Source organism: Bradyrhizobium sp. USDA 4353 (genome assembly GCF_054063215.1).
Genome location: NZ_JBSSGB010000001.1, coordinates 3,725,165 through 3,744,944, shown reverse-complemented (window position 1 = coordinate 3,744,944; position 19,780 = coordinate 3,725,165). Strand labels below are relative to the sequence as shown.

Below are 19,780 nucleotides of genomic sequence, written 5' to 3'. Positions count from 1 at the left end.
GCGTGGATGGGCCGGCGATGCCCTCTCCCGCAAGGGGAGAGGGCGCTGCATCTGACAGCACGCTTAGACTTTGCCCACCCGACGCAGTCTCACCAACACAAAGGACACCGACATGGCCGACCTCACGCTCGACACCGCCCGCAAGATCCTCGACGCCACGCTCGCCAAGGGCATCGAGAAAAAACTGAAGCCGCTCGCCGTGATGGTGCTGGACGCCCGCGGCTGCCTGAAGGCCGCTGCCGCGCAGGACGGCACCAGCCTGATGCGGGCCGAGGTCGCCCATGGCAAGGCCTATGGCGCGCTCGCGCTCGGCCTCGGCTCCCGCGCCCTGTTCCAGCGCGCCCAGGAGCAGGCCTATTTCATCGATGCCGTGAACACGCTGGCTCAGGGCCGCATGGTGCCGGTGCCCGGCGGCGTGCTGATCACGGACGGCACCACTTTGCTCGGCGCCGTCGGCGTGTCCGGCGACACCTCCGACAATGACGAGATCTGCGCCATCGCCGGCATCGAAGCCGCCGGCCTCAAGGCGAATGCGGGCTGAGCTCGGCTCGCCCGGCTCATACTAGGCCGAGCGGCGCCGCTTCGAGACGGGGCCGCTCGTGGCCTGACGGGCAGACAACGTCAGGCCTAGCGCGTTGACGATGCGCATGACTGTGCCGAATTCAGGATTGCCGGTTTCGCCCAACGCCTTGTAGAGGCTCTCGCGGTTGAGACCGGCTTTCTTGGCGATCTCGGCCATTCCCCGGGCCCGCGCCACCAGCCCGAGAGCGTCCCGAACGAAATCAGCATCCCCGGATTCGAGCGCCGCAGCAATGTAGGCCGCTTGGCGTTCCGGCGTATCCAGGTAGTCGGCAGCATCGAACGGCGCCGTCTTGGTCATCATACAGTCTCCGCCAATGCGTGTGCGCGCTTGATATCCTGCTGCTGCCGGCGCTTGTCGCCGCCGCAGAGCAGGATCACGATCTCGGCTCCCCGATGCACATAGTAGACGCGGTACCCTGGCCCGTGATCGATGCGCATCTCGAAAACGCCACCCCCGACACTTTTTGCATCTCCAGGGTTGCCCAACTCCATGCGGCGGATCCGGCCAATGATGCGCGCCGCCGCATCTGCATCCCTGAGACGGCGCAGCCAGTCCGAAAATTCATCCGTCCGACGCACCTCGACCATAACCAAGTTGTAGCCCATAGGCTACAACTTGGTCAATCCTTCCGATTGCTGCTTTAGCAACCTTTCGTCCCTCCGCGGCTTCCCTGGTGATCTCACCACGGAGGCCGCATGACCCAGATTCCGCTGCCCGCATCGGCGCTGGCCGAGAACCATGACGCGGACGCCGCGCGCGATGATGGCGTGCGCGAGATCGCGCCTGATGTCGCCTATCGACAGCTCGCCATCGTCAATGTCGTGTTCTACGGCCGAGCCGGCGCAGGCGATGGCGGGTGGGTGCTGATCGATGCCGGCGTGTTCGGCTCAGGGCCCGCGATCCGTCACGCCGCACAGGCCCGCTTCGGCGGCAGCGGCCGGCCCGCCTGCATCGTGCTCACTCACGGCCATTTCGACCATGTCGGCGTGCTCGAGACCTTGAGCCGCGAATGGAACGTTCCGGTCTACGCCCATCCGCTCGAGCACCCTTATCTCAACGGCACCCGCTCCTATCCGCCGCCTGATCCCCATGTCGGCGGCGGCATGCTGGCGCGACTGTCGCCGCTGTTCCCGACCAGCCCGGTCGATGTCGGCGCGCATTTGCGCGATCTGCCGCCCGACCACTCGGTGCCCTTCATGCCGGAGTTTCGCTGGATCCATACGCCCGGGCACGCGCCGGGCCATGTCTCGCTGTGGCGCGAACGCGATCGCCTGCTGATCGCAGGCGATGCCATCGTCACCACCGCCCAGGAATCCGTCTATGCGTCGGTGACGCAGGCGCCGGAAATGCACGGGCCGCCGATGTACTTCACGCCGGACTGGACAGCGGCGCGCGAGTCCGTTCGCGCCATCGACGCGCTGTCGCCGGAGACAGTGATCACCGGCCACGGCGCGGCCATGCAGGGCCAGGACATGAAGCTGGCGCTCGCGGCCCTGGCGCGAGACTTTGACGTCGTCGCGGTTCCCGAGGACAAGCGCGGCGGCGACGCTTCGGGAGCTTAACAAGACTTCATTGGCAGCGGATCTTCGCGGCCGAAACATTGCCGGCCGCTGCACGTTTGTACCACGGGGCGCACGGAGAACCGGACATGCCTCGGATGAGATCCCGTACCGTCATCATTACCGGCGCGTCCGCCGGCGTCGGCCGCGCCATTGCCAAGCGCTTCGGCGAAGCCGGCGATCGCGTCGGACTGATCGCGCGCGACGAGGACGCGTTGCGCGACGTCCAGCGCGAGCTACAGGCGCGCTTCGTTCATGCCGAATACGAGGCCGTCGATGTCGCCGATGCGCAAGCCCTGTTCGATGCAGCCGAGCGGCTGGAGCAGCGGCTGGGGCCAGTCGACATCTGGATCAACGACGCGATGGAGACGGTGTTCTCGACCGTGGCCGACATCACGCCCGAGGAATTCCGCCGCGTCACCGAGGTGACGTATCTGGGTTTCGTTCACGGCACGATGGCGGCGCTGCGCTCGATGCGCCGGCGCGGCGAGGGCCGCATCATCCAGATCGGCTCGGCGCTCGCCTATCGCGGCATTCCGCTTCAGGCCGCCTATTGCGGCGCCAAGCACGCAATCCACGGCTTCACCGACTCGCTGCGCGCGGAGCTGATGCACGAGCGCTCGCGCATCACGCTATGCATGGTCGATCTGCCGGCGGTGAACACACCGCAATTCGATTGGGCGCGGGCGCATCTCGCGCATACGCCACGCCCGATGGGGCGTCCGGTCGAGCCGGAGGTGATCGCGGACGCCGTGTATCGCGTCGCCGCCGGCGGCTTCCGCGAATATTGGATCGGTTGGCCGACGCTGCTCACCATCCTCGGCAATGCCGTCGCGCCTGCTCTGCTCGACCACTACCTCGCCGCCAAGGCGATCGCGGGACAGCAGACCGACGTGCCGCTGGTGCCCGACCGCACCGACAATCTCGACCATCCGGTCACGCGCCTGCACCGCACCCGCGGCTCGTTCAGCCAGGAGGCTTCACAGCAGGCCGTACTGTTGCCCGGAGACGTCGCGCGCGCTGCGACGGTTGCGATCGGCGCGGCCATCTTCTTTGCACTGGGAGCGACGATGAGCCGGCGGAGGTGGCGTTAGACCCGTGCGCCGCCATGCCGCCCTTGCGCCGCCATGGTCAGATGCGCTTCTTTGTTCCAGCGACTTGCATCCCGGTCCGGAGCGCCTCCATGACCATCGAGAGCATCAGCGCGATCACCATCGCCACCCACGACATGGCCCGCGCGGTCGCGTTCTATCGCGCGCTCGGCTTCGACGATATTCCCTATGGCGGCGCGGAGTCGCCGTTCACGACCTTCCGCGTCGGTGCGGGTTATCTCAACCTGATCGCCATGCCAGAGGACAAGCAGTGGAGCTGGTGGGGCCGCATCATTTTCCATGTTTCGGATGTCGACGCGGTCTATGCGAAGGCCCTGGCGGCCGGCTTCTCGCCTTCGACTACACCGCGCGATGCCGAATGGGGCGAGCGCTATTTCCACCTCACCGATCCCGATGGTCACGAGCTGAGCTTCGCGCGGCCGCTTCGGCGCTGAGCTAGCCGAGCTCGAAGCTCGTCACACCGAACACCCGCTCCATCCGCAGCGGCGGGATCGGCCCGGTGTACATGCGCGCCGTCTCGAACACCGGCCTGAGCCCGAGGCTTTCAGCGAGCGCCACGGCTTCCGGATTGATCGCAGGCACGTCGAGGAACACCTCGCGATTGCCGATCACAGCGCATAGCGCGGCGACAACGGCCTCGGCATCGGCGCGGCGATCCGCCACCAGCGGGCCGATCTTGTAGCCGATGCGACACGGACGGACCACACCCCACGCCACCAGCTCACCGCCCCTGACCAACGCCCGGCCGACATGGCCAGGCGTACTGATCCAGGCCTGCAGGAATGCGCGTCGCGACGCCGGGAATACGGTCGCGTCCGATGCTTCGATTTGGGAGATCGGCACATCCGCAAGCGCGACGAGACCGACTCCGACCGCACGCGGCAGCATCGCAGGCCAGCCGCCAAAGCGAATGTTTGCGTAGGCGTAGCTGAACCCCGACTTTCGATAATTGTCATGCTGAGCGACCACGCCATCGAGCTCGACCACCCGCGATCCCGCATGCGCCATCGCAGCCCGCCACAGCCGCAGACCGTAGCCGCGTCCACGCAGGTCAGGACGCACGATGTAGAAGCCGAGAAAGGCAAAGCGGTCGTCATAGTTCACGCAGGACACGGTCGCCACCGGCTCGCCCTTGAGCTCGGCGACGAGGAAGCCCTGCGGATCGACCAGCGCAAAGCAGGCCGCGTCGGACAGACCCGGATTCCAGCCTTCAGCCGCGGCCCAATCGATCGCAAGAGCGATCTCGTCGGTGCGCATGGGGCGAATGGCAAAGCCATCGCTGTCAGACGCAGGATGTGAGGTCATGACGTCATCGTAGTCCCGCCCCGCGCAATCTGCAGCAGGAAATCCTTAAGCTTTGAGACTTTGCCCGTCGGGTTACTATGTCGCACCCTCATGCCTGTTGCGTCGTCGGGCAAATCAGCTGCACATTTCCCGGCGTCACGGCCCACGAGAGGGGCGCCTCGCGATCGTCACGAGCGTTGGGCCGTTGATGCGATGGCCGTCGCGGCATCAGGCGCGTTTGCGCAAGACGACTGGTGACGCGGCGGACGGCGAAATCGTGTGGTCCTGACATCCCGACGCTGATGTCAACTCACGGCGAAGCTTTGCTTCGCGTGGGGATGGTGGCCAGAAAGCCCGGCGCACCAGGGAGATCACGTATAAGCCGTAAGCCCGTCGCGCAGGGAAGGCCGGAAGTTGCGGCCAAACCTGTGGTGACTGCCGCCTGCTATTCTTCCTGCAGGCGGGCCATGGGGGCGGCGAGCTCCCGGCCTTCCCTGCGCCCTCTTCTTTCGAGGGCTGATGTCGGAACAACAACTCGGGCGCAAGGCGCCGCGAGATCGCGGATGCACGTCTTGAAACTCATTGCAGCGAGTGAGCTACTTCCCCGGCCACACCGGCTTACGCTTCTCCGCAAATGCCTTCAGCCCTTCCTTGGCGTCCTCGGTCATCGCCAGCAGCGCGATCTGGCTCTCGAGATAGGCGATGGACTCGTCGAACGACATCGAGGCGATCGCGCGCATCGCGTATTTGCCACGGCGGATCGCGGTCGGGGACTTGTCGACGATGCGGCCGATCAGCCAGTCGATCTTGGCATCGAGCTCGGCGGCGGGAACGACGTGATTGAGCAGACCGGCGGCCTGCGCGGCCTTGGCATCGAACGGCTCGCCCGTCAGCGCCCATTCGTTGACGAGCCTGGGCGGCGCGATGGTCTGCAGCAGGCTCAGCACCTGCATCGGGAACACGCCGACCTTCACCTCCGGCAGGCCGAACACGACGTGGTCGGCCGCGACCGCCATGTCGGTCATGCACAACAGGCCCATGCCGCCGGCCATGCAGACGCCGCCGACGCGCGCGATCGCCGGCTTGGTGGCGTTCTGCGAGAGTCTCAGCAGATCGGCGTAGTCGACATTGGGCCGCGAGAAATCCATCGCGAAGGCAGCGCCCGAGTTCTGCAAATCCGCGCCCGCGCAGAACGCCTTGTCCCCCGCTCCCGTCAGCACGATGACGCGCACGTCTGGATCTTCATGCGCCTGGCGATAACCGCGCGTGATCCCAGCAATGACGTCGCCGTTGAGCGCATTGCGCTTCTCCGGTCGGTTGATCGTGATCCAGAGGGCCTGCCCGCGCTTGTCGAGAATCACGCTGTCGTTGGTCATTGCCTTGCCTGTCGCTTGCTGTCGAATGCCGGATTGTCGCGGGATAGCCGCGCGGAGCAAGGAAAACTTGCGTCAGGAGGCCGCGCGGCGGCCGATCTCGGCGATGACGCCGCGCAGCAGCGGACGCGCCGGCTCGAACTGGCCGTCGCGCAGGAACGCGACGGTCTGCCGGAACGACGTCGGATGCACCAAGAGGCCCATATGCGAGGCCTTGATCACGGTGTAGTCGGTCATCTGGGCGAGCTTGCAGCTCTCGACCGAGACGCGGCCGTCATTGGGCCAAGGCAACAGGAACAGCCCTGCAATCGGGTCGAGAAAGCGGTTTCCGGCGATCACTCCGATCTCGTAATCGGCCGGCGGAAGCGAGGCGAGCGCGACATTGTTCTTCGTCACCAGTTGCAGGCCGGCCGGCCCGAAATAGGCGCGGTAGAGCGCGACGTTCTGCAGCCGATCGGCAACTTCGCTGCCGCCATTGGGCGTGCCCAGCATGACGACGCGGCCGAGCCGCGGGGGACGGTGACGGGCGATGGTGACCCGCGCCAGCAAACCGCCCATCGAATGGGTTACGAAATGGATCGGGCCGTCGATCGCAGCGGCAAAATCCGCGATGACCGGATGGATGTCCTCTGCCAGATGCTCGAGCGGCTTCTTGCGACTCTCATAGTCGAGGTTCAGCGTGGCAAAGCCCGCGCGTTGCAATCGCTTTTCCAGCGGGCGCAACATCAATGAGCGGCCGGCGATACCATGCAGCAGCACGACCCCCGCGTCGCGGGGGCCATGCTGGTGGCGACGTCGGCGGAGCGATGCCATCACGCGACTTCTTTCTCCTCTGCATCGCGCTCCGGAGCAGCCCCCTTGGCAGCTTCCTCGGCCAGCGTCTTCGCACCGACATAGTCGGTCTTGCCGGAGCCGAGCAGCGGGATCTTGTCCACGACCATCACGACAGCCGGCACCGCAAGCTCCGGCGCGCCTTGCGCCTTGGCCTGGCGCTGCATGGCGGCGCGCTCGGCATCCTTCTGCGTGGTGATCAGAACGATGCGCTCGCCTTTGCGCTGGTCGGGGATCGACACCGCGACAGAGGCGGCCTGCGGCCACAAGGTTGCGGCGATCTGCTCGACCATTGTGAGCGAGACCATCTCGCCGGCGATCTTGGCGAAGCGCTTGGCGCGTCCCTTGATCGTGATGAAGCCACGTTCGTCGATGGTGACGATGTCGCCGGTGTCGTGCCAGCCCTCCGGAAGGGCTTCGAGCACGCCGGGGTTTTCCGCCCTGACATAGCCGAGCATGACGTTGGGACCGCGGACCGAGAGACGGCCGCCCTCCTCGATGCCCGGCACCTTATCCAACCGGTACTCCATGAGCGGCGACAGGCGGCCGACGGTGCCGACGCGGTTGGCCATCGGCGTATTCATCGCCAGCACCGGCGCAGTCTCCGTGACACCATAGCCTTCCAGAACGCGGATGCCATAACGCTCCATGTAGACCTGCCGCGTACGATCCTTGACCGGCTCGGCGCCCGCAATGACCAGCCGCAGGGTGCGGAAATCATAGGCATGGGCGGAACGGGCATAGCCGGTCAGGAAGGTGTCGGTGCCGAACAGAATGGTGGCGCCGGTCTGGTAGATCAATTCCGGCACGATCCGGTAATGCAACGGCGACGGATACATGTAGATCGGGATGCCCGCCAACATGGGCATCATCATGCCGCCGGTGAGGCCGAACGAGTGGAACACCGGCAAAACGTTGAACACAAGATCGTTAGCATTGGCATCGACCCGCGCCAGCGCCTGTGCGGCATTGGCCAGGATGTTGCGGTGGGACAGCACGACGCCCTTCGGCGTCCCCTCCGAGCCCGAGGTGAACAGAATCACCGCGGGGTGATCGGCGTTACGCGGGACGCGCGGCTTGCTGCCGTCGAGAATGCCCTTGATCTTGTCGACCGCACTGACGGAGGCCTTGACGTCCTCCAGATAGACCAGACGGGCCTGGCCCTCGATCGCGGCGATCAGCTTGTCGAGCTTGCCCTTTTCGATGAAGGCCCGCGATGTCAGCACCGTCGTGACCTGCGCAGCCTTCATCGCCGCCAGCACGTTCACCGGGCCGGCGGAGAAGTTGAGCATCGCCGGAACGCGACCGATCGACTGCAGCGCCATGAACACGACAGCGACGCCGGCGGAGTTCGGCAGCAGCACGCCGATGTTCTCGCCGACCATGGTGCCCTGCTCGAGCTTGCGGCTAAGCACCTGGGATCCAAGCAGCAGCTTGCGATAGGTCAGCTTGGTGCCGAGCGGATCCTCGATCATGACCTTGCCGGTGTCATGGTCGCGATGGGCATGCGCCAGCGCCTCGAACAAGGTGCGGTCGAGCATCGCGTTCTTGACCATCGCGTCGATCATGACGTCCTGCAGCGCCGCACCGGCGGCGTTACGACGGGTCTTGCCTTTGAGGGCTGCGTCGATCGTGAGCTTGACCGGTGGCAGGATCGTCACCGTGACCTTGGGAAACCACGAGCGCTTGATCTGGCCGTCCTTGAGATAGCTGAGATGCGAGCGCTGGGCGCCCTCGATGCGCACGGGCACGACGACGGCATCGGCCTTGTCGGCGATCATCGCCGTGCCGTCATAGACCTTCATCAGCGAGCCCGACACCGTGATGCGGCCCTCCGGGAAGATCACCACGGGCTCTTGGCTCGCCACCAGCTTGATGAGGTCGCGCGCGCCGAGCGGCTTTGTCGGATCGATCGTGATGTGGCTCACCAGCTTCAGGAAGACCTTCGCCCACCAGGCTTTGGAGATGCCGGTATCGACAGCGAAGGTCGCATCGATCGGCAACACCGCATGCAGCAGCGGACCGTCGATCAGGCTGACATGGTTCGGCGCGATCAGCATCCGGGTGCCCACCGGCGGAAGGTTTTCCAGCCCGCGCACCTCGGTGCGGAACAGCGCGCGGAACAGCATCGCGCCGAAGTCGCGCACGCCTTCGCGGCCCCATTTGTTCAGGACGAACCAGACGGCGCCGAAGCTCGCCAGCGCGAGGCCGAAGAAGATCCAGGCGATCGAGACACCTGCGGCCTGAAGAAGAGCCACGCCGAGGGAGCCGACCACCATGAAGGCCGCTTGCAGCACGTTGCCGGCGGCGATGACGCGGGCGCGCTCATTGGACTCCGACCAGGCCTGCACGGCGGCAAACGCCGGCACCACGAACAGACCGCCGCCGAACGCGAACAGCGCGAAATCGATCAGCATGCGGGCGCCTGCCCAGGAGCCGATGAAGCCGAGCGGGGTGAGACCCTTTGCGGTGTCCGTGGTCGCGATGGCCCAGGACAGATCAAGACCGAGCACGCCCATGATGATGGCGCCGAGCGGCACCAGAGCGAGATTCGGGCGGACATGGCTGAGGCTGGCGGCGAACAGCGAGCCGATGGCGATGCCGACCGCGAAGATCGCAAGGCACAGCGTGACGACGCCTTCGGTGCCGCCGACGACATCCTTGACCAGCGCAGGCAGCAGCGACAGCACGACGGCGCCGACCAGCCAGAACCACGACACGATGACCATGCCGTCCCACAGCCGCGGCGCGGCATAGAGCGACTTCAACAGATGCGACGTCGAGGTCCAGGGATTGGCCGTGATGCGCAGATCCGGAGCGGACGGCGCGGTATGCGGAATGCGCGACGCGGACGCCCAAGAGATCACGGCAAGCCCGGTCACCGCGAGCGCGACCCAGCCCATATGCGAGGAGCCGGAGACCAGTTGGCCGCCGGCGATCGTGCCGATGAGGATCGCCATGAACGTCGCGCCTTCGACCAGCGCATTGCCGGTGGCGAGCTCGCCGACCGTGAGTTGATCCGGCAGCATGGCGTATTTCACCGGGCCGAACAGCGCGGCGATGATTCCGAACATGCCAAGGGCAACGAACAGCAGCGGAACCGAATGCAGGAAGAAGCCGAGCGCCGCGAAGCCGGCGGCGAAGATCTCGGCAAACTTCAGCCGGCGGGCGACGACGCCCTTGACGTATCTGTCGGCCAGCTCGCCCCCGAGCCCGGAGAGGATGAAGAACGGAAAGATGAAGACAGCGCCGGCCACCGTCACCAAGGCGTCGCCGTGCGAGGCGACCGCGCCATAGAGCAGCATGATGACGAGCGCATTCTTTAGAACGTTGTCGTTCAACGCCGACGAGAACTGCGCCCAGAACAGCGGGGCGAAACGGCGCGACGACATCAACTGCTTGATCATGGTCGTTTCCTGGTGTGCAGCGCGGCGGCTTGGCCGCAAAGGATCGCAAGAGTGTTGAAGCTTGGTGCTGAAATCGAAGCTCGTGAGGTCGCGGGATCTCTCTTATGCGCGGCGACTGACCTGTTTCCGTGACCGGCTGCTCCGCAGCGGGCTTCGCGACAGCAGCGACATCGTGTCGGCGAGCGTGAGGGAGGACCACACCATCGCCACGAGCCCTGCTGCGAAGCCACCGCGCAGTTGCGAGCCGAACGGCAGCGCAACGATGCCGCCGCCGACCAGCACGAAGGCTATCGCGAATGTCATGTGCAAAATGCTTATCCAGACCGGGCGCAGTTGCACGGAAGCTATGGGACGTGAGCACATGGTGACCGCTTCGTTGCACAAGGCGCAGGGATTTAAGCCGAGGTCAGCTCAGCTCGCTCAGATAGTGGAAACAGCCGAACAGGCCCCCGCGGCGCTTCCGGCGCCCTTCGCGGCCAGCGGCGCGAAACAGCTGATCTCCAGCGCCCCGCCGTGCTCGGCGCGACGCCAGGAGACCGGCCACATCACAAGCGTTGGCGATGCGCTCCACGCGGTCCGCCACAAGGTGAGACGCAGCCCGGGCCAAACCGTTCAGCAGAGGCTGAATGTCGATGGAAAAAAGCTGCGGGCTTCGAGAGCTGAGAACCTGCATGGGATGACTCCTCGTATTTTGAGCAATGCTCAAAATACTTATCTGAGAAATGAGCGACGCTCAAGAAAATTCTGCAGACCGCGGCGATGAGGTAAACAGAATCTTGCCTAGCGCGAGCTGCGCGCTGCGACAGCGCTTCAAGTCACTGAATATAAGGAGATTTTCAGGAAGCGACCCGACGGCGAGGCTACCCCGGCGACTTTCGCAGCCAGACTTTGTTGTCGTGGAAGGCTGCGCCACCGATGGGAGCGACAGTATCGGCCGCCGTGAGGGAGTTGATGCCGCGACCGCCGACATGGGCGCGGTTCGGATGGATCGATTCGGCGATGAGCACCCCGCGCCGGACCCCGTCGAACAGCCGAGCCGCCAGCGAGGTATGCCCGCGCGCATTGCCGAGCGTCACGACATCACCGTCGGCGATGCCGAGCGGAGCCGCATCGAGCGGATGGATCATCACCGAGGGCGCCCCCTCGCGCGCCTGGGAGGATGGGGTCTCGTTGAACGACGTGTTCAGGAAGGAGCGCGCGGGACTGGTCGCCAGGCGGAACGGATGCTGCTCGTCGGTCTCCTCGGTCACCGCCCAATGGTCCGGCAGAGACGGCATCCGCTCGGGGTTGCCCATCACCCGTCCGAACGGCGGGTGAATCCAATCCGCCTTGAAATGGAATCTGCCATCCTTGTGCGCGAAGCCGTCGAGGTAATGCGAGGTGCGAAAATCCGGCTGCAGATCGCGCCAGACATCGGCCTCCAGCGCGGCGATGTCGCCATGGCCGCTCTTCTTCAAGGTCGCGTCGATCAGTTCGCGCGGCGTCATGTCGAACCCGGGATGGGCTGCGCCCAACCGGTGCGCCAATCCCTGCAGCACCTCATGGTTCGAGCGGCATTCACCGGGAGGATCGATCAGCTTAGGCCCGACCGAAATGTGCTGATGACCACCGCCGTAATAGAGGTCGTCATGCTCCATGAACATGGTCGCCGGCAGCACGATGTCGGCCATTTGCGCCGTCTCGGTCATGAACTGCTCATGGACCGCAACGAACAGATCCTCCCTCGCGAAGCCCTGGCGAACCAGATTCTGCTCGGGGGCGACCGTCATCGGATTGGTGTTCTGGATCAGCATCGCCTTGACCGGCGGACCGCCACAGAGCGCGTCGCGATCTCCCGTGAGGATGCGCCCAATCTGCGACTGGTCGAGAAAGCGGATCGAGTGATCGATGGCATCATGGCCCTCGATGATCGACTCGTCGAAGTGCCACAGCGCAGCATTGTTGAAGAAGGCCCCGCCCCCCTCATATTGCCAAGCGCCGGTCACGGCCGGGATGCAGGACGCGGCATGCATCTGCGTGGCACCATTCCGGCTGCGGGTGAAGCCATAGCCGAGACGGAAGAACGTCCGCTTGGTCTCGCCGACCAGCTTTGCAAAGGCTTCGATCTCGTTCGCCGGAACACCGCAGATCCGCGAGGCCCATTCCGGAGTGCGCGTCTTCAGATGAGCCTCGAGCTCATCAGGACAATCCGTGTACTTGGCCATGTAGGCGCGATCGGCATGACCATCGCGAAACAAAACGTGCATCACGCCGCACGCAAACGCGCCATCGGTGCCCGGACGCAGGATGATCTTGATGTCAGCCTGCTTCATCGTCTCGTTGTCGTAGATATCGACCGCCGCAATCTTGGCACCGCGCTCTTTTCGCGCGCGCGCCGCATGGGTCATGACATTGACTTGCGTGTTGACAGGATTCGTGCCCCAGATGACGACTAAATCCGACAGCGCCATCTCGCGCGGATCGACGCCTGCAATTTTTCCGGTGCCGATCGCAAAGCCGATGCGCGCGACGTTGGCGCAGATCGTCGAGTAGAACCGCGAGTATTTCTTGACGTGCGTGAGCCGATTGAGGCCGTCTCGCATCACGAGTCCCATCGTGCCAGCATAGTAATAGGGCCAGACGGATTGCGAGCCGAATTCACGCTCGGTCTGGCGAAACCGCTCTGCGATCTCGTCGAGCGCTTCATCCCAGGACATGCGCGCGAACTCGCCCGAGCCTTTGGGGCCGACACGACGCATGGGATGCATGAGCCGTTCGGGATGATGAATGCGCTCGGCATATCGCGCCACCTTGGCGCAGACCACCCCGGCCGTATATGTCTGCCGTTTCGAGCCGCGAACACGCCCGATCGTGTTCTGATCGATCACCTCCACGTCGAGCGCGCAGGCCGACGGACAATCGTGCGGACAGGTGGAGTGGCGGATATCGATGCGAGTCTGCTGGTTCATGAGCCAATTGTTAACATCAAACATGGCTCCAGCCGAGAGCGTTCGCGAAGCAGTCGCATGAGCAAAACGCAAAGGTCATTCTGCTCCGGAAGACCGGTTCCTCGGCCACTACCGCCCTCATCCGATTCCGGATGCTCGCACGCGCCAATCATCTGCGCTGTCCCGACCAAGCCCCAAGCGGCATCACCGAGCACGAGCTTCCGCGACCTGAGGCGCTCGGCTCAGGGCGCTGCTTACGCGGCCTCACAACTTCATTCGCAACGCAGCATGGCGGGATTCGGGTAACCGGCAATTTCAGTTGCCATCGCTCCTTCATATATTAGTATATCAATCGAGGAGGCACCGATGTCCAGCCGCGCCCCGAGGAAATTGGTCCCTGCTCCCCGTCCCGTGGTTGCCCGGACGCGCCGCAACGGCCGCCCGCGCAGCGCAACGGCGGCTTCGCGGATTTATGCGGATCTTCGGGCCGAGCTGGTATCCCTGATCCGCAAGCCCGGGGAGCCGATTTCGGAGGCGCAGATCGCAACCGCGTATGGAGTCAGCAGAACGCCCGTTCGCGAAGCGATTCTGAAGCTCTCGGACGAAGGGCTGGTCGAGATTTTTCCTCAATCCGGCATCTTCGTGTCGCGCATTCCGGTCGCAGCGCTTCCCGAGACCATCATCATCCGTAAATCTCTGGAGGAGACGACCACGCGGATGGCGGCCGAGCGCGCGACGTCCAGCCAGATCCTCAACCTGCATGCTACGATCGAACGTCAGCGCGAGGCCTGCGCTGCGCAGGATCGTGAAGCCTTTCACCAAGCGGACGAGATGTTTCATGCTGGCATCGCCGAGGTGGCCGGCTATCCTGGGATATGGAGGTTGATCCAGCAAGTAAAGGTTCACGTTGACCGCTATCGTCGCCTGACCTTACCTCAAATCGGCCGAATGTCGGAAGTGATCGCCGAACACGAACCCATTCTCAAGGGCATTGAACAACGCGATCCAGACCGGGCACGGGCGGCCATGGCGGGCCATCTGGAAAGACTGCTCGACGACATCTCCGAAATTCAGACTCTCAATCCAGAGTATTTCGACGAACCCAGCAACTGAGGCCGCGGCATCCGCGGGCGTTTTGACGATCGAGGCCGTGGGAAGGGACGCCATGAAGAGACGCGATTTCATCAGATTGACGGCCGCAATCGCCGGGGCAACGACGCTACCGCCGCTCTCGCCCGCGCTCGCGCAATCGAACGCAGTCTTCAAGGCGTCCGATGTCCAGCCGCCAGGCTATCCAACGGTCGCAGCCACTGAAAGCCTGGGCAAGAAGCTGGCGGCCGCGACGAACGGCCGGCTGGCGATCCAGATATATCCGTCTGCGCAGCTCGGCGGGGAGAAGGAAACTATCGAGCAGACGCAGATCGGAGCAATTCAGATGCTGCGCGTGAGCGCCGGATCATTGGGACCGATCGTCGATGACGTCAACGTCGTCAACATGCCGTTCCTGTTCAAGAGCATCGAACATTCCGAGAGGATGATGGACGGCCCGATCGGGCAGGACCTGCTCGACCGCGTCAGCGCCCATCCGAGCGCCAATCTCGTCGCACTCTGCTGGATGAATTCCGGCGCGCGCAGCATCTACAACACGAAGAGGCCGATCCGGACGGTCGAGGACGTCAAGGGGCTCAAGATCCGCGTGATCGGCAATCCGATCTTCATCGACATGATGAACGCGCTCGGCGGGAGCGGCGTGGCGATGAGCTACGAGCAAGTTTTCAGCGCGCTGCAGACAGGTGTGATCGATGGGGCCGAGAACAACCCGCCGAGCTATGTCTTCAGCAATCACTACACCGCAGCGAGCTACTACTCGCTGACGCAGCATCTGATTATTCCGGAGATCCTGGTCTTTTCAAAGCGGGCCTGGGCCAATCTGTCGAATGACGATCAGACATTGATCAAGAAATTCGCGCGCGAAGCTCAAATGGAGGAGCGCGAGCTTTGGAAGGCTTACGAGCGCGAGGCCATGGAGAAGGCCAAGGCGGGCGGAAGCGAGATCATCGCAATCACGGACAAGGCGCCTTTCCAAAAGGCGGTCAAGCCGGTCTGGGACAAATACGGCCCGAAGTACCAGGACATGATCAAGCGAATTCAAGAAATCGCTTAGCGAGGTTCGGGCGACCACGAGATTTATGCTGGAAGAGCGGTGGGTGGCTCAACGTCCTATTCGTCCGCGTCCCCACCGGCCTCGGCCAAACCGCGCAGCGGCTCCGGATTCAGCAGGACGATCGCGCCGTGCTCGAGTCTTACCCAGTCCCGCGCAGCCCAGGCACGCAATTGCTTGTTGATGCTCTCGCGCGTCATGCCCACCATCTCGCTGATCTCCTGCTGAGTGATGGCAATGGTGCGGCTCGCATCCACCTTCTGCTTTTCGGTCAGGCCGATCAGAGCGCTGGCGAGACGCCGGGGAAGATCCTGCAGGATGACCTGCTCGACCTGGTCGCTGGTCCAGCGCAACCGATCGCAGAGCAGCTCGATGAACTTCATCGCAAGCACCGGCTGGCTCTTGACGAAGGGCAGGAACTCGCGGCGATCGATGACCAGTATTTCGCAATTCGTGTTGGCGGTGGCGTCAGCGGTTCGCTCGCGTCCGTCGAGCACAGCGACCTCGCCAAAGATCTCGCCCGCGCTGATCAGGTTCAGGATGGCGTTGCGGCCGTCAGGCGACGAGACGCTGATCTTCACTGTGCCGCTGATCACCGCGTACAGGCTCGATCCTGGATCCCCTTTTGAGAAGATGGTGGCGCCGCGCTTGAGCGTGGTCGGCTTCGCATAACGGCACAGCTGATCGAGGGCATCCGACTCGAGCTCGCGAAATATCGGGTGCTGACGCAGCACCGATAGCTTGCCGCTGCTGGCTGATCGGCTGTTGGCCTTTCTCTCCTCAGTCACACCGCATCTCCCAGGCGCCCCTATCCTACCCACCAAGGAGATGTCGAGCCGTAACGGAGGCCCTGATGGCGTCAGGCACCACGAGCCCGTCTGTAGCCAGCGGCACAGACGATCCCTCAGCCCCGACCGCCCATTCCTCGATGTCCGCTTCCCCTTCGGAATACGGTAGATCGGCAGTTGTCTAGGAAAATGCAGTGAAGATCAATTGGGGGCAGCAAAAGCCGCCTCCCGAGGGGGCCGCGTCGGCCGCCCGAGGACCCAAGGGAGGCCCGTCTTGAGGTGCTGGGGTGCACGACGTGACTTCCGGCGCGTCGCGCGAGCCGTCCCCCCTCCCGAAGACCGGTCGCGGGAGGGTGGCCGCTTCAGCCCGAACGTATTCCGGCGTCAGGTCCGAGGCTTGGTCTGAGAATCAGCCCAGAGCAGGACAGCCGCAAAAGCCACGAAAACCCCCACGACCGCAAAGCTGACCATCATCGCGTCGAACGGCATCTCTCTCCCCCTTCTTAGAGTTTGAGACACTGTCCCTCAGCGGAGGCACGACCGTCCTTGATTCAGATCAATGCAAAGCTGCCAACGCTTCAGGCGGCAGCCAGAGCCTCGGCCCGGGCCGCATCCCGGAGCGATACGCCGCCCGGCAGAATGGCGATGACGCCCTCCCGCTCGAGCTTCGTGAACGTCCTGCTCACCGTCTCGATCGTGAGACCGAGATAGTCGGCAATGTCCTGCCGGCTCATCGGGAGCGGCACAATGTTCGACGGGCCTCGCAGCTCGACGAGCCGATCCCTCCAGCCGACCAGGAAAGTCGCGACCTTTTCCTCAGCCGATCTGCGGCCGAGCAGCACCATGTGGTCACGCGCCTGATTGAGCTCCTGGACCGCCAGCTGGTTCATCCGGCGCAGCAGGTTCGGCTTGTCTTCGGCGAAACGGCCAAACGGCAGCTTGGCGAACTGACAGACCGTGACCGGACCGATCGCATCGGCCGAAAACCCATGCCGCTCCTCGGTCGTCATCCCCACGAAGTCGCCGGGCAACACAAACCCGACGATCTGTCTGCGACCATCGGGCAAGAGCTTGTAGAGCCTCATGACTCCGTCGAGAAGATTGTAGAAGCAGGACGACGTATCCTCCTGCGCAAACACGGTCTCGCAGGAGCCGAAGCTGACGCGACGACTGAGTTGCTCGAACTCCCGCATCTCGAACTGGTCCAGCGATGCACAGACGCTGAACCCTCGCACGGCACAATCGGCGCAGCCCTGCCCGTGGAAATCGACTGCAACCAGAGACGTCTTCATACAGGGCTCCGCTGGGCCAAGCGTGAGGAGAATAGCCGCATTCTAACGGATGCTCGGAGTTGCAGTTGATTCAAATCAAATGAGGGGACGATCCGGGCACTATCGTGGCGGGAAATGCCTTGTGACTTGGACGTGATGCATGCAGCGGTCTGCCTTCTGCGCCCTCATAGTGACCCTTTCGTTGTCTCTCCCGTCCCATGCTGCATCAACTCCCGAACAGCGCGGCCGGGTCTATGCGAAGACGCATTGCGCGCGGTGCCACGCCATCGGCAAGGTCGGAGACAGTCCATTTCGACCGGCTCCTCCGTTTCGAACGCTGCACCTGCGTTACCCGATCGAGACCTTGGGCGAGGCGCTTGCCGAAGGTATCGTCACCGGCCACCCGGCGATGCCGCAATTTGAGCTCTCTCCCCCAGAGATCAACGACCTGCTGTCGTATCTGAAGAGCCTCGAATAGGCCCCGAGCCGCGTCCCCGATAAGATCATGATGCGTTTCGGCAGAAACGCATCATGATCTTATCTCTTTGTTTGAGCATGATCTTTTCGGAAAACCGGTTCCCACTTTTCCGGACCATGCTCAGAGAGCTTGGACCGTCCAGGCCAGAAGCGATCTGGCGACACGGCCGAAAGCCTGGTCAAAAGCAGCCACTGACTCCGCGGGATCGAGCTTGGCCACGGGTTGACTCTCGTCGAACAGCCGAGACGCGATGACCTTGCCGCTCCTGTCCACCAGCCGCGCCGACAGCCCAATCTCAGCGACGGCTGCCGCATCGGCATTGATCCGAAAACGACGAACATCGATCAGCAGCTGAAAGTCCGGCTGGCCGAGATCCGACATCCGCAGCGGCGCGTGGGTGACGTCATAATTCTCGAATGCATCGATGAGACGCGCCTGCAGCAATTTTGGAATGCTATCGGCCCACAGAAAATCGGCGAAGCCAGGATAGTCCTTGGCCGGTGAGAACAGCATGCGCTGGGTCTGCAGCATCGCCACCGCTGTCGGGTCGGGAATGGCGAGTTGTCCTTTGATGACCTTGGTGACCGGACCGAGATCCCGCGGCGCAGCCAGATCATAGGTGATCTTCTGGGCCGGCGCGCCGCCGCCCGTCATCTTCTCGAGGCCCGAGACGATCCCATCGAGCTTGCCGGTATTCCGCGCCAGCCCGTCCGAGAACGTCTTGAGATTGGCGATCGTGTCCTTCAGCGGACCGGCATTCTCCGCAAGAACGGCATCGACGCGTCGCAAGGCATCGCGTGCGGCCTGGGTCATGCTCTGACCGGCGCCCGCTTCTGCCACGAGGAGCGACACGCCGCCAGGCGCGGTCGACGAAGAGCCCCCTTCTAAGGCGATCACAGGCACGCCGGTCAGTCCCTGGAATTCCAGGCCGACCTTGGTATCTGCGCGCACCGGCGTGGCCGACGAGACCGAGATCGTCGCATTGACCCGGCGCAGGTTGTCCGGCGCCAAGCCGAGCTCCGTCACTTCGCCAACCCGGATGCCGTTGAACAGAACGGCAGCGCCGACCAGCAGGCCGGGGACGGATCCCTCGAACTGCACCCGGTAGGTCGTCCTCGGACCGAGGCCTCCCGTGTTGTTGAGCCAATACACGAAGCCAAAGATCGCCACGATGGCCGCCAGCACGAAGCCGCCGATGACAGCAAAGGGGGCACGCGTTTCCATCTCAACTCGCTTTCGGTTGCAGCATCTGGGATCGCTTGCCATGGAAGTAGGCTTTCACCCAGGGATGTTCGGATCGAAGTAGATCGCTCATCGGGCCAATCGCAACGATCTTGCCGTCGGCCAACGCAGCGACGCGGTCGCAGACGGTGTTGAGGCTCGCCAGGTCATGGGTCACCATGAACACGGTCAGCCCCAAGGTCTGCTGGAGGGTCTTGATCAAGGCATCGAAATCGCCGGCGGAGATCGGATCGAGACCGGACGTCGGCTCATCGAGAAACACAATCGCCGGGTCGAGCGCGAGTGCCCGCGCCAGTGCGGCACGCTTGGTCATGCCGCCGGAGAGCTCGGCCGGAAACTTTTCGCCATCCTCGGCGCGAAGGCCGACCATCTCGAGCTTGGCGATGGCGATCTCATCCATCAGGCCCTGCGACATCTGCAGATTTTCGCGCAGCGGAAACTGGACGTTCTGCTTGACGGTCAGCGATGAAAACAGCGCACCCTGCTGAAACAAGATGCCCCAGCGTGTCGCCACACTCTGTGTCGCGCGCTCCGCCGCGCCCCCAAGCGGCACGCCCATGACCTCGATGGTCCCGCTGCGCCGTGGAATAAGTCCGATGATCGTTCGCATCAGGACCGACTTGCCGCCACCGGATGCACCGACCAATCCAAGGATCTCGCCACGGCGAACATCCAGCGAGAGCTCGTTCAGCACGACCTGCCGGCCGAAGCCGACAACGAGGTTGGTCACCCGAATGGCGCTCGATTTTCCACTACCATCCATT

20 protein-coding genes are annotated in these 19,780 nt (G+C 63.8%); 7 read left to right on the top strand and 13 right to left on the bottom strand.

Annotation, left to right across the window (positions count from 1 at the left end):
* Positions 1-112 precede the first annotated feature (112 nt).
* Positions 113-541 (top strand): GlcG/HbpS family heme-binding protein, encoded by a 429-nt coding sequence (locus tag ACVILH_RS16775; protein ID WP_456713871.1) that lies wholly within the window; start codon positions 113-115, stop codon positions 539-541.
* Positions 542-562: 21 nt separating this feature from the next.
* Here ACVILH_RS16775 and ACVILH_RS16770 read toward each other — a convergent pair whose 3' ends face one another.
* Complete coding sequence (locus ACVILH_RS16770; protein WP_456713870.1) at positions 563-883, bottom strand: addiction module antidote protein; 321 nt, start codon at positions 881-883, stop codon at positions 563-565.
* Entirely contained in the window at positions 880-1,170 is a 291-nt protein-coding gene (locus ACVILH_RS16765) for a type II toxin-antitoxin system RelE/ParE family toxin (RefSeq protein ID WP_456717004.1), read from the bottom strand. Before ACVILH_RS16765 ends, ACVILH_RS16770 begins: the two co-directional genes overlap by 4 nt.
* Before the next feature lie 108 nt (positions 1,171-1,278).
* Here ACVILH_RS16765 and ACVILH_RS16760 point away from each other — a divergent pair, with 108 nt between their 5' ends.
* The 3 genes from ACVILH_RS16760 (at position 1,279) to ACVILH_RS16750 (ending at position 3,688) form a co-directional block, all read left to right on the top strand.
* Entirely contained in the window at positions 1,279-2,145 is an 867-nt protein-coding gene (locus ACVILH_RS16760) for an MBL fold metallo-hydrolase (protein ID WP_456713869.1), read from the top strand.
* Positions 2,146-2,231: 86 nt separating this feature from the next.
* On the top strand, positions 2,232-3,236 hold the full coding sequence (locus ACVILH_RS16755) for an SDR family oxidoreductase (protein ID WP_456713868.1): 1,005 nt from the start codon (positions 2,232-2,234) through the stop codon (positions 3,234-3,236).
* A gap of 89 nt (positions 3,237-3,325) precedes the next feature.
* On the top strand, positions 3,326-3,688 hold the full coding sequence (locus ACVILH_RS16750; protein WP_456713867.1) for a VOC family protein: 363 nt from the start codon (positions 3,326-3,328) through the stop codon (positions 3,686-3,688).
* Between the two features lies 1 nt (position 3,689).
* On the opposite strand, the gene ACVILH_RS16745 is transcribed toward ACVILH_RS16750, so the two are convergent.
* The 7 genes from ACVILH_RS16745 to ACVILH_RS16715 form a co-directional block, all read right to left on the bottom strand.
* Positions 3,690-4,559 carry a GNAT family N-acetyltransferase gene (locus ACVILH_RS16745; protein ID WP_456713866.1) on the bottom strand — a complete coding sequence of 290 codons (870 nt, stop codon included), beginning with the start codon at positions 4,557-4,559 and terminating at the stop codon, positions 3,690-3,692.
* Between the two features lie 575 nt (positions 4,560-5,134).
* Positions 5,135-5,914 (bottom strand): enoyl-CoA hydratase/isomerase family protein, encoded by a 780-nt coding sequence (locus ACVILH_RS16740; protein WP_456713865.1) that lies wholly within the window; start codon positions 5,912-5,914, stop codon positions 5,135-5,137.
* A 72-nt stretch (positions 5,915-5,986) separates the two neighbouring features.
* Complete coding sequence (locus ACVILH_RS16735) at positions 5,987-6,724, bottom strand: alpha/beta fold hydrolase (protein ID WP_456713864.1); 738 nt, start codon at positions 6,722-6,724, stop codon at positions 5,987-5,989.
* Entirely contained in the window at positions 6,724-10,149 is a 3,426-nt protein-coding gene (locus ACVILH_RS16730) for an acyl-[ACP]--phospholipid O-acyltransferase (RefSeq protein ID WP_456713863.1), read from the bottom strand. The genes ACVILH_RS16735 and ACVILH_RS16730 overlap by 1 nt, the downstream gene beginning before the upstream one ends.
* Positions 10,150-10,251: 102 nt before the next feature.
* Positions 10,252-10,452, bottom strand: coding sequence for a hypothetical protein (locus tag ACVILH_RS16725; RefSeq protein WP_456713862.1), 201 nt, complete (start codon positions 10,450-10,452; stop codon positions 10,252-10,254).
* A 103-nt stretch (positions 10,453-10,555) separates the two neighbouring features.
* Entirely contained in the window at positions 10,556-10,822 is a 267-nt protein-coding gene (locus ACVILH_RS16720) for a hypothetical protein (RefSeq protein WP_456713861.1), read from the bottom strand.
* Between the two features lie 187 nt (positions 10,823-11,009).
* The gene (locus ACVILH_RS16715; RefSeq protein WP_456713860.1) at positions 11,010-13,097 is read right to left on the bottom strand and encodes a molybdopterin oxidoreductase family protein; all 2,088 of its coding nucleotides are present in this window, start codon (positions 13,095-13,097) and stop codon (positions 11,010-11,012) included.
* A 345-nt stretch (positions 13,098-13,442) separates the two neighbouring features.
* Between ACVILH_RS16715 and ACVILH_RS16710 the strand changes: the two genes are divergently transcribed.
* On the top strand, positions 13,443-14,189 hold the full coding sequence (locus ACVILH_RS16710; RefSeq protein ID WP_456713859.1) for a GntR family transcriptional regulator: 747 nt from the start codon (positions 13,443-13,445) through the stop codon (positions 14,187-14,189).
* Positions 14,190-14,241: 52 nt separating this feature from the next.
* Positions 14,242-15,240, top strand: a complete 999-nt coding sequence (dctP, locus tag ACVILH_RS16705; RefSeq protein ID WP_456717003.1) for a TRAP transporter substrate-binding protein DctP — start codon at positions 14,242-14,244, stop codon at positions 15,238-15,240.
* 56 nt (positions 15,241-15,296) lie between these two features.
* Here the strand turns inward: dctP and ACVILH_RS16700 are convergent, their stop codons facing one another.
* Together ACVILH_RS16700 and ACVILH_RS16695 are read right to left on the bottom strand one after the other, a co-directional pair.
* Positions 15,297-16,025, bottom strand: a complete 729-nt coding sequence (locus ACVILH_RS16700) for a Crp/Fnr family transcriptional regulator (protein WP_456713858.1) — start codon at positions 16,023-16,025, stop codon at positions 15,297-15,299.
* 578 nt (positions 16,026-16,603) lie between these two features.
* Positions 16,604-17,317 (bottom strand): helix-turn-helix domain-containing protein, encoded by a 714-nt coding sequence (locus ACVILH_RS16695; protein ID WP_456713857.1) that lies wholly within the window; start codon positions 17,315-17,317, stop codon positions 16,604-16,606.
* A gap of 139 nt (positions 17,318-17,456) precedes the next feature.
* Here ACVILH_RS16695 and ACVILH_RS16690 point away from each other — a divergent pair, with 139 nt between their 5' ends.
* Positions 17,457-17,774, top strand: coding sequence for a c-type cytochrome (locus ACVILH_RS16690; protein ID WP_456713856.1), 318 nt, complete (start codon positions 17,457-17,459; stop codon positions 17,772-17,774).
* Between the two features lie 120 nt (positions 17,775-17,894).
* Here the strand turns inward: ACVILH_RS16690 and ACVILH_RS16685 are convergent, their stop codons facing one another.
* Both ACVILH_RS16685 and ACVILH_RS16680 read right to left on the bottom strand, forming a co-directional pair.
* Positions 17,895-18,998 (bottom strand): ABC-type transport auxiliary lipoprotein family protein, encoded by a 1,104-nt coding sequence (locus ACVILH_RS16685; RefSeq protein WP_456713855.1) that lies wholly within the window; start codon positions 18,996-18,998, stop codon positions 17,895-17,897.
* A gap of 1 nt (position 18,999) precedes the next feature.
* Positions 19,000-19,779 (bottom strand): ABC transporter ATP-binding protein, encoded by a 780-nt coding sequence (locus ACVILH_RS16680; protein ID WP_456713854.1) that lies wholly within the window; start codon positions 19,777-19,779, stop codon positions 19,000-19,002.
* Position 19,780: the final 1 nt, after the last annotated feature.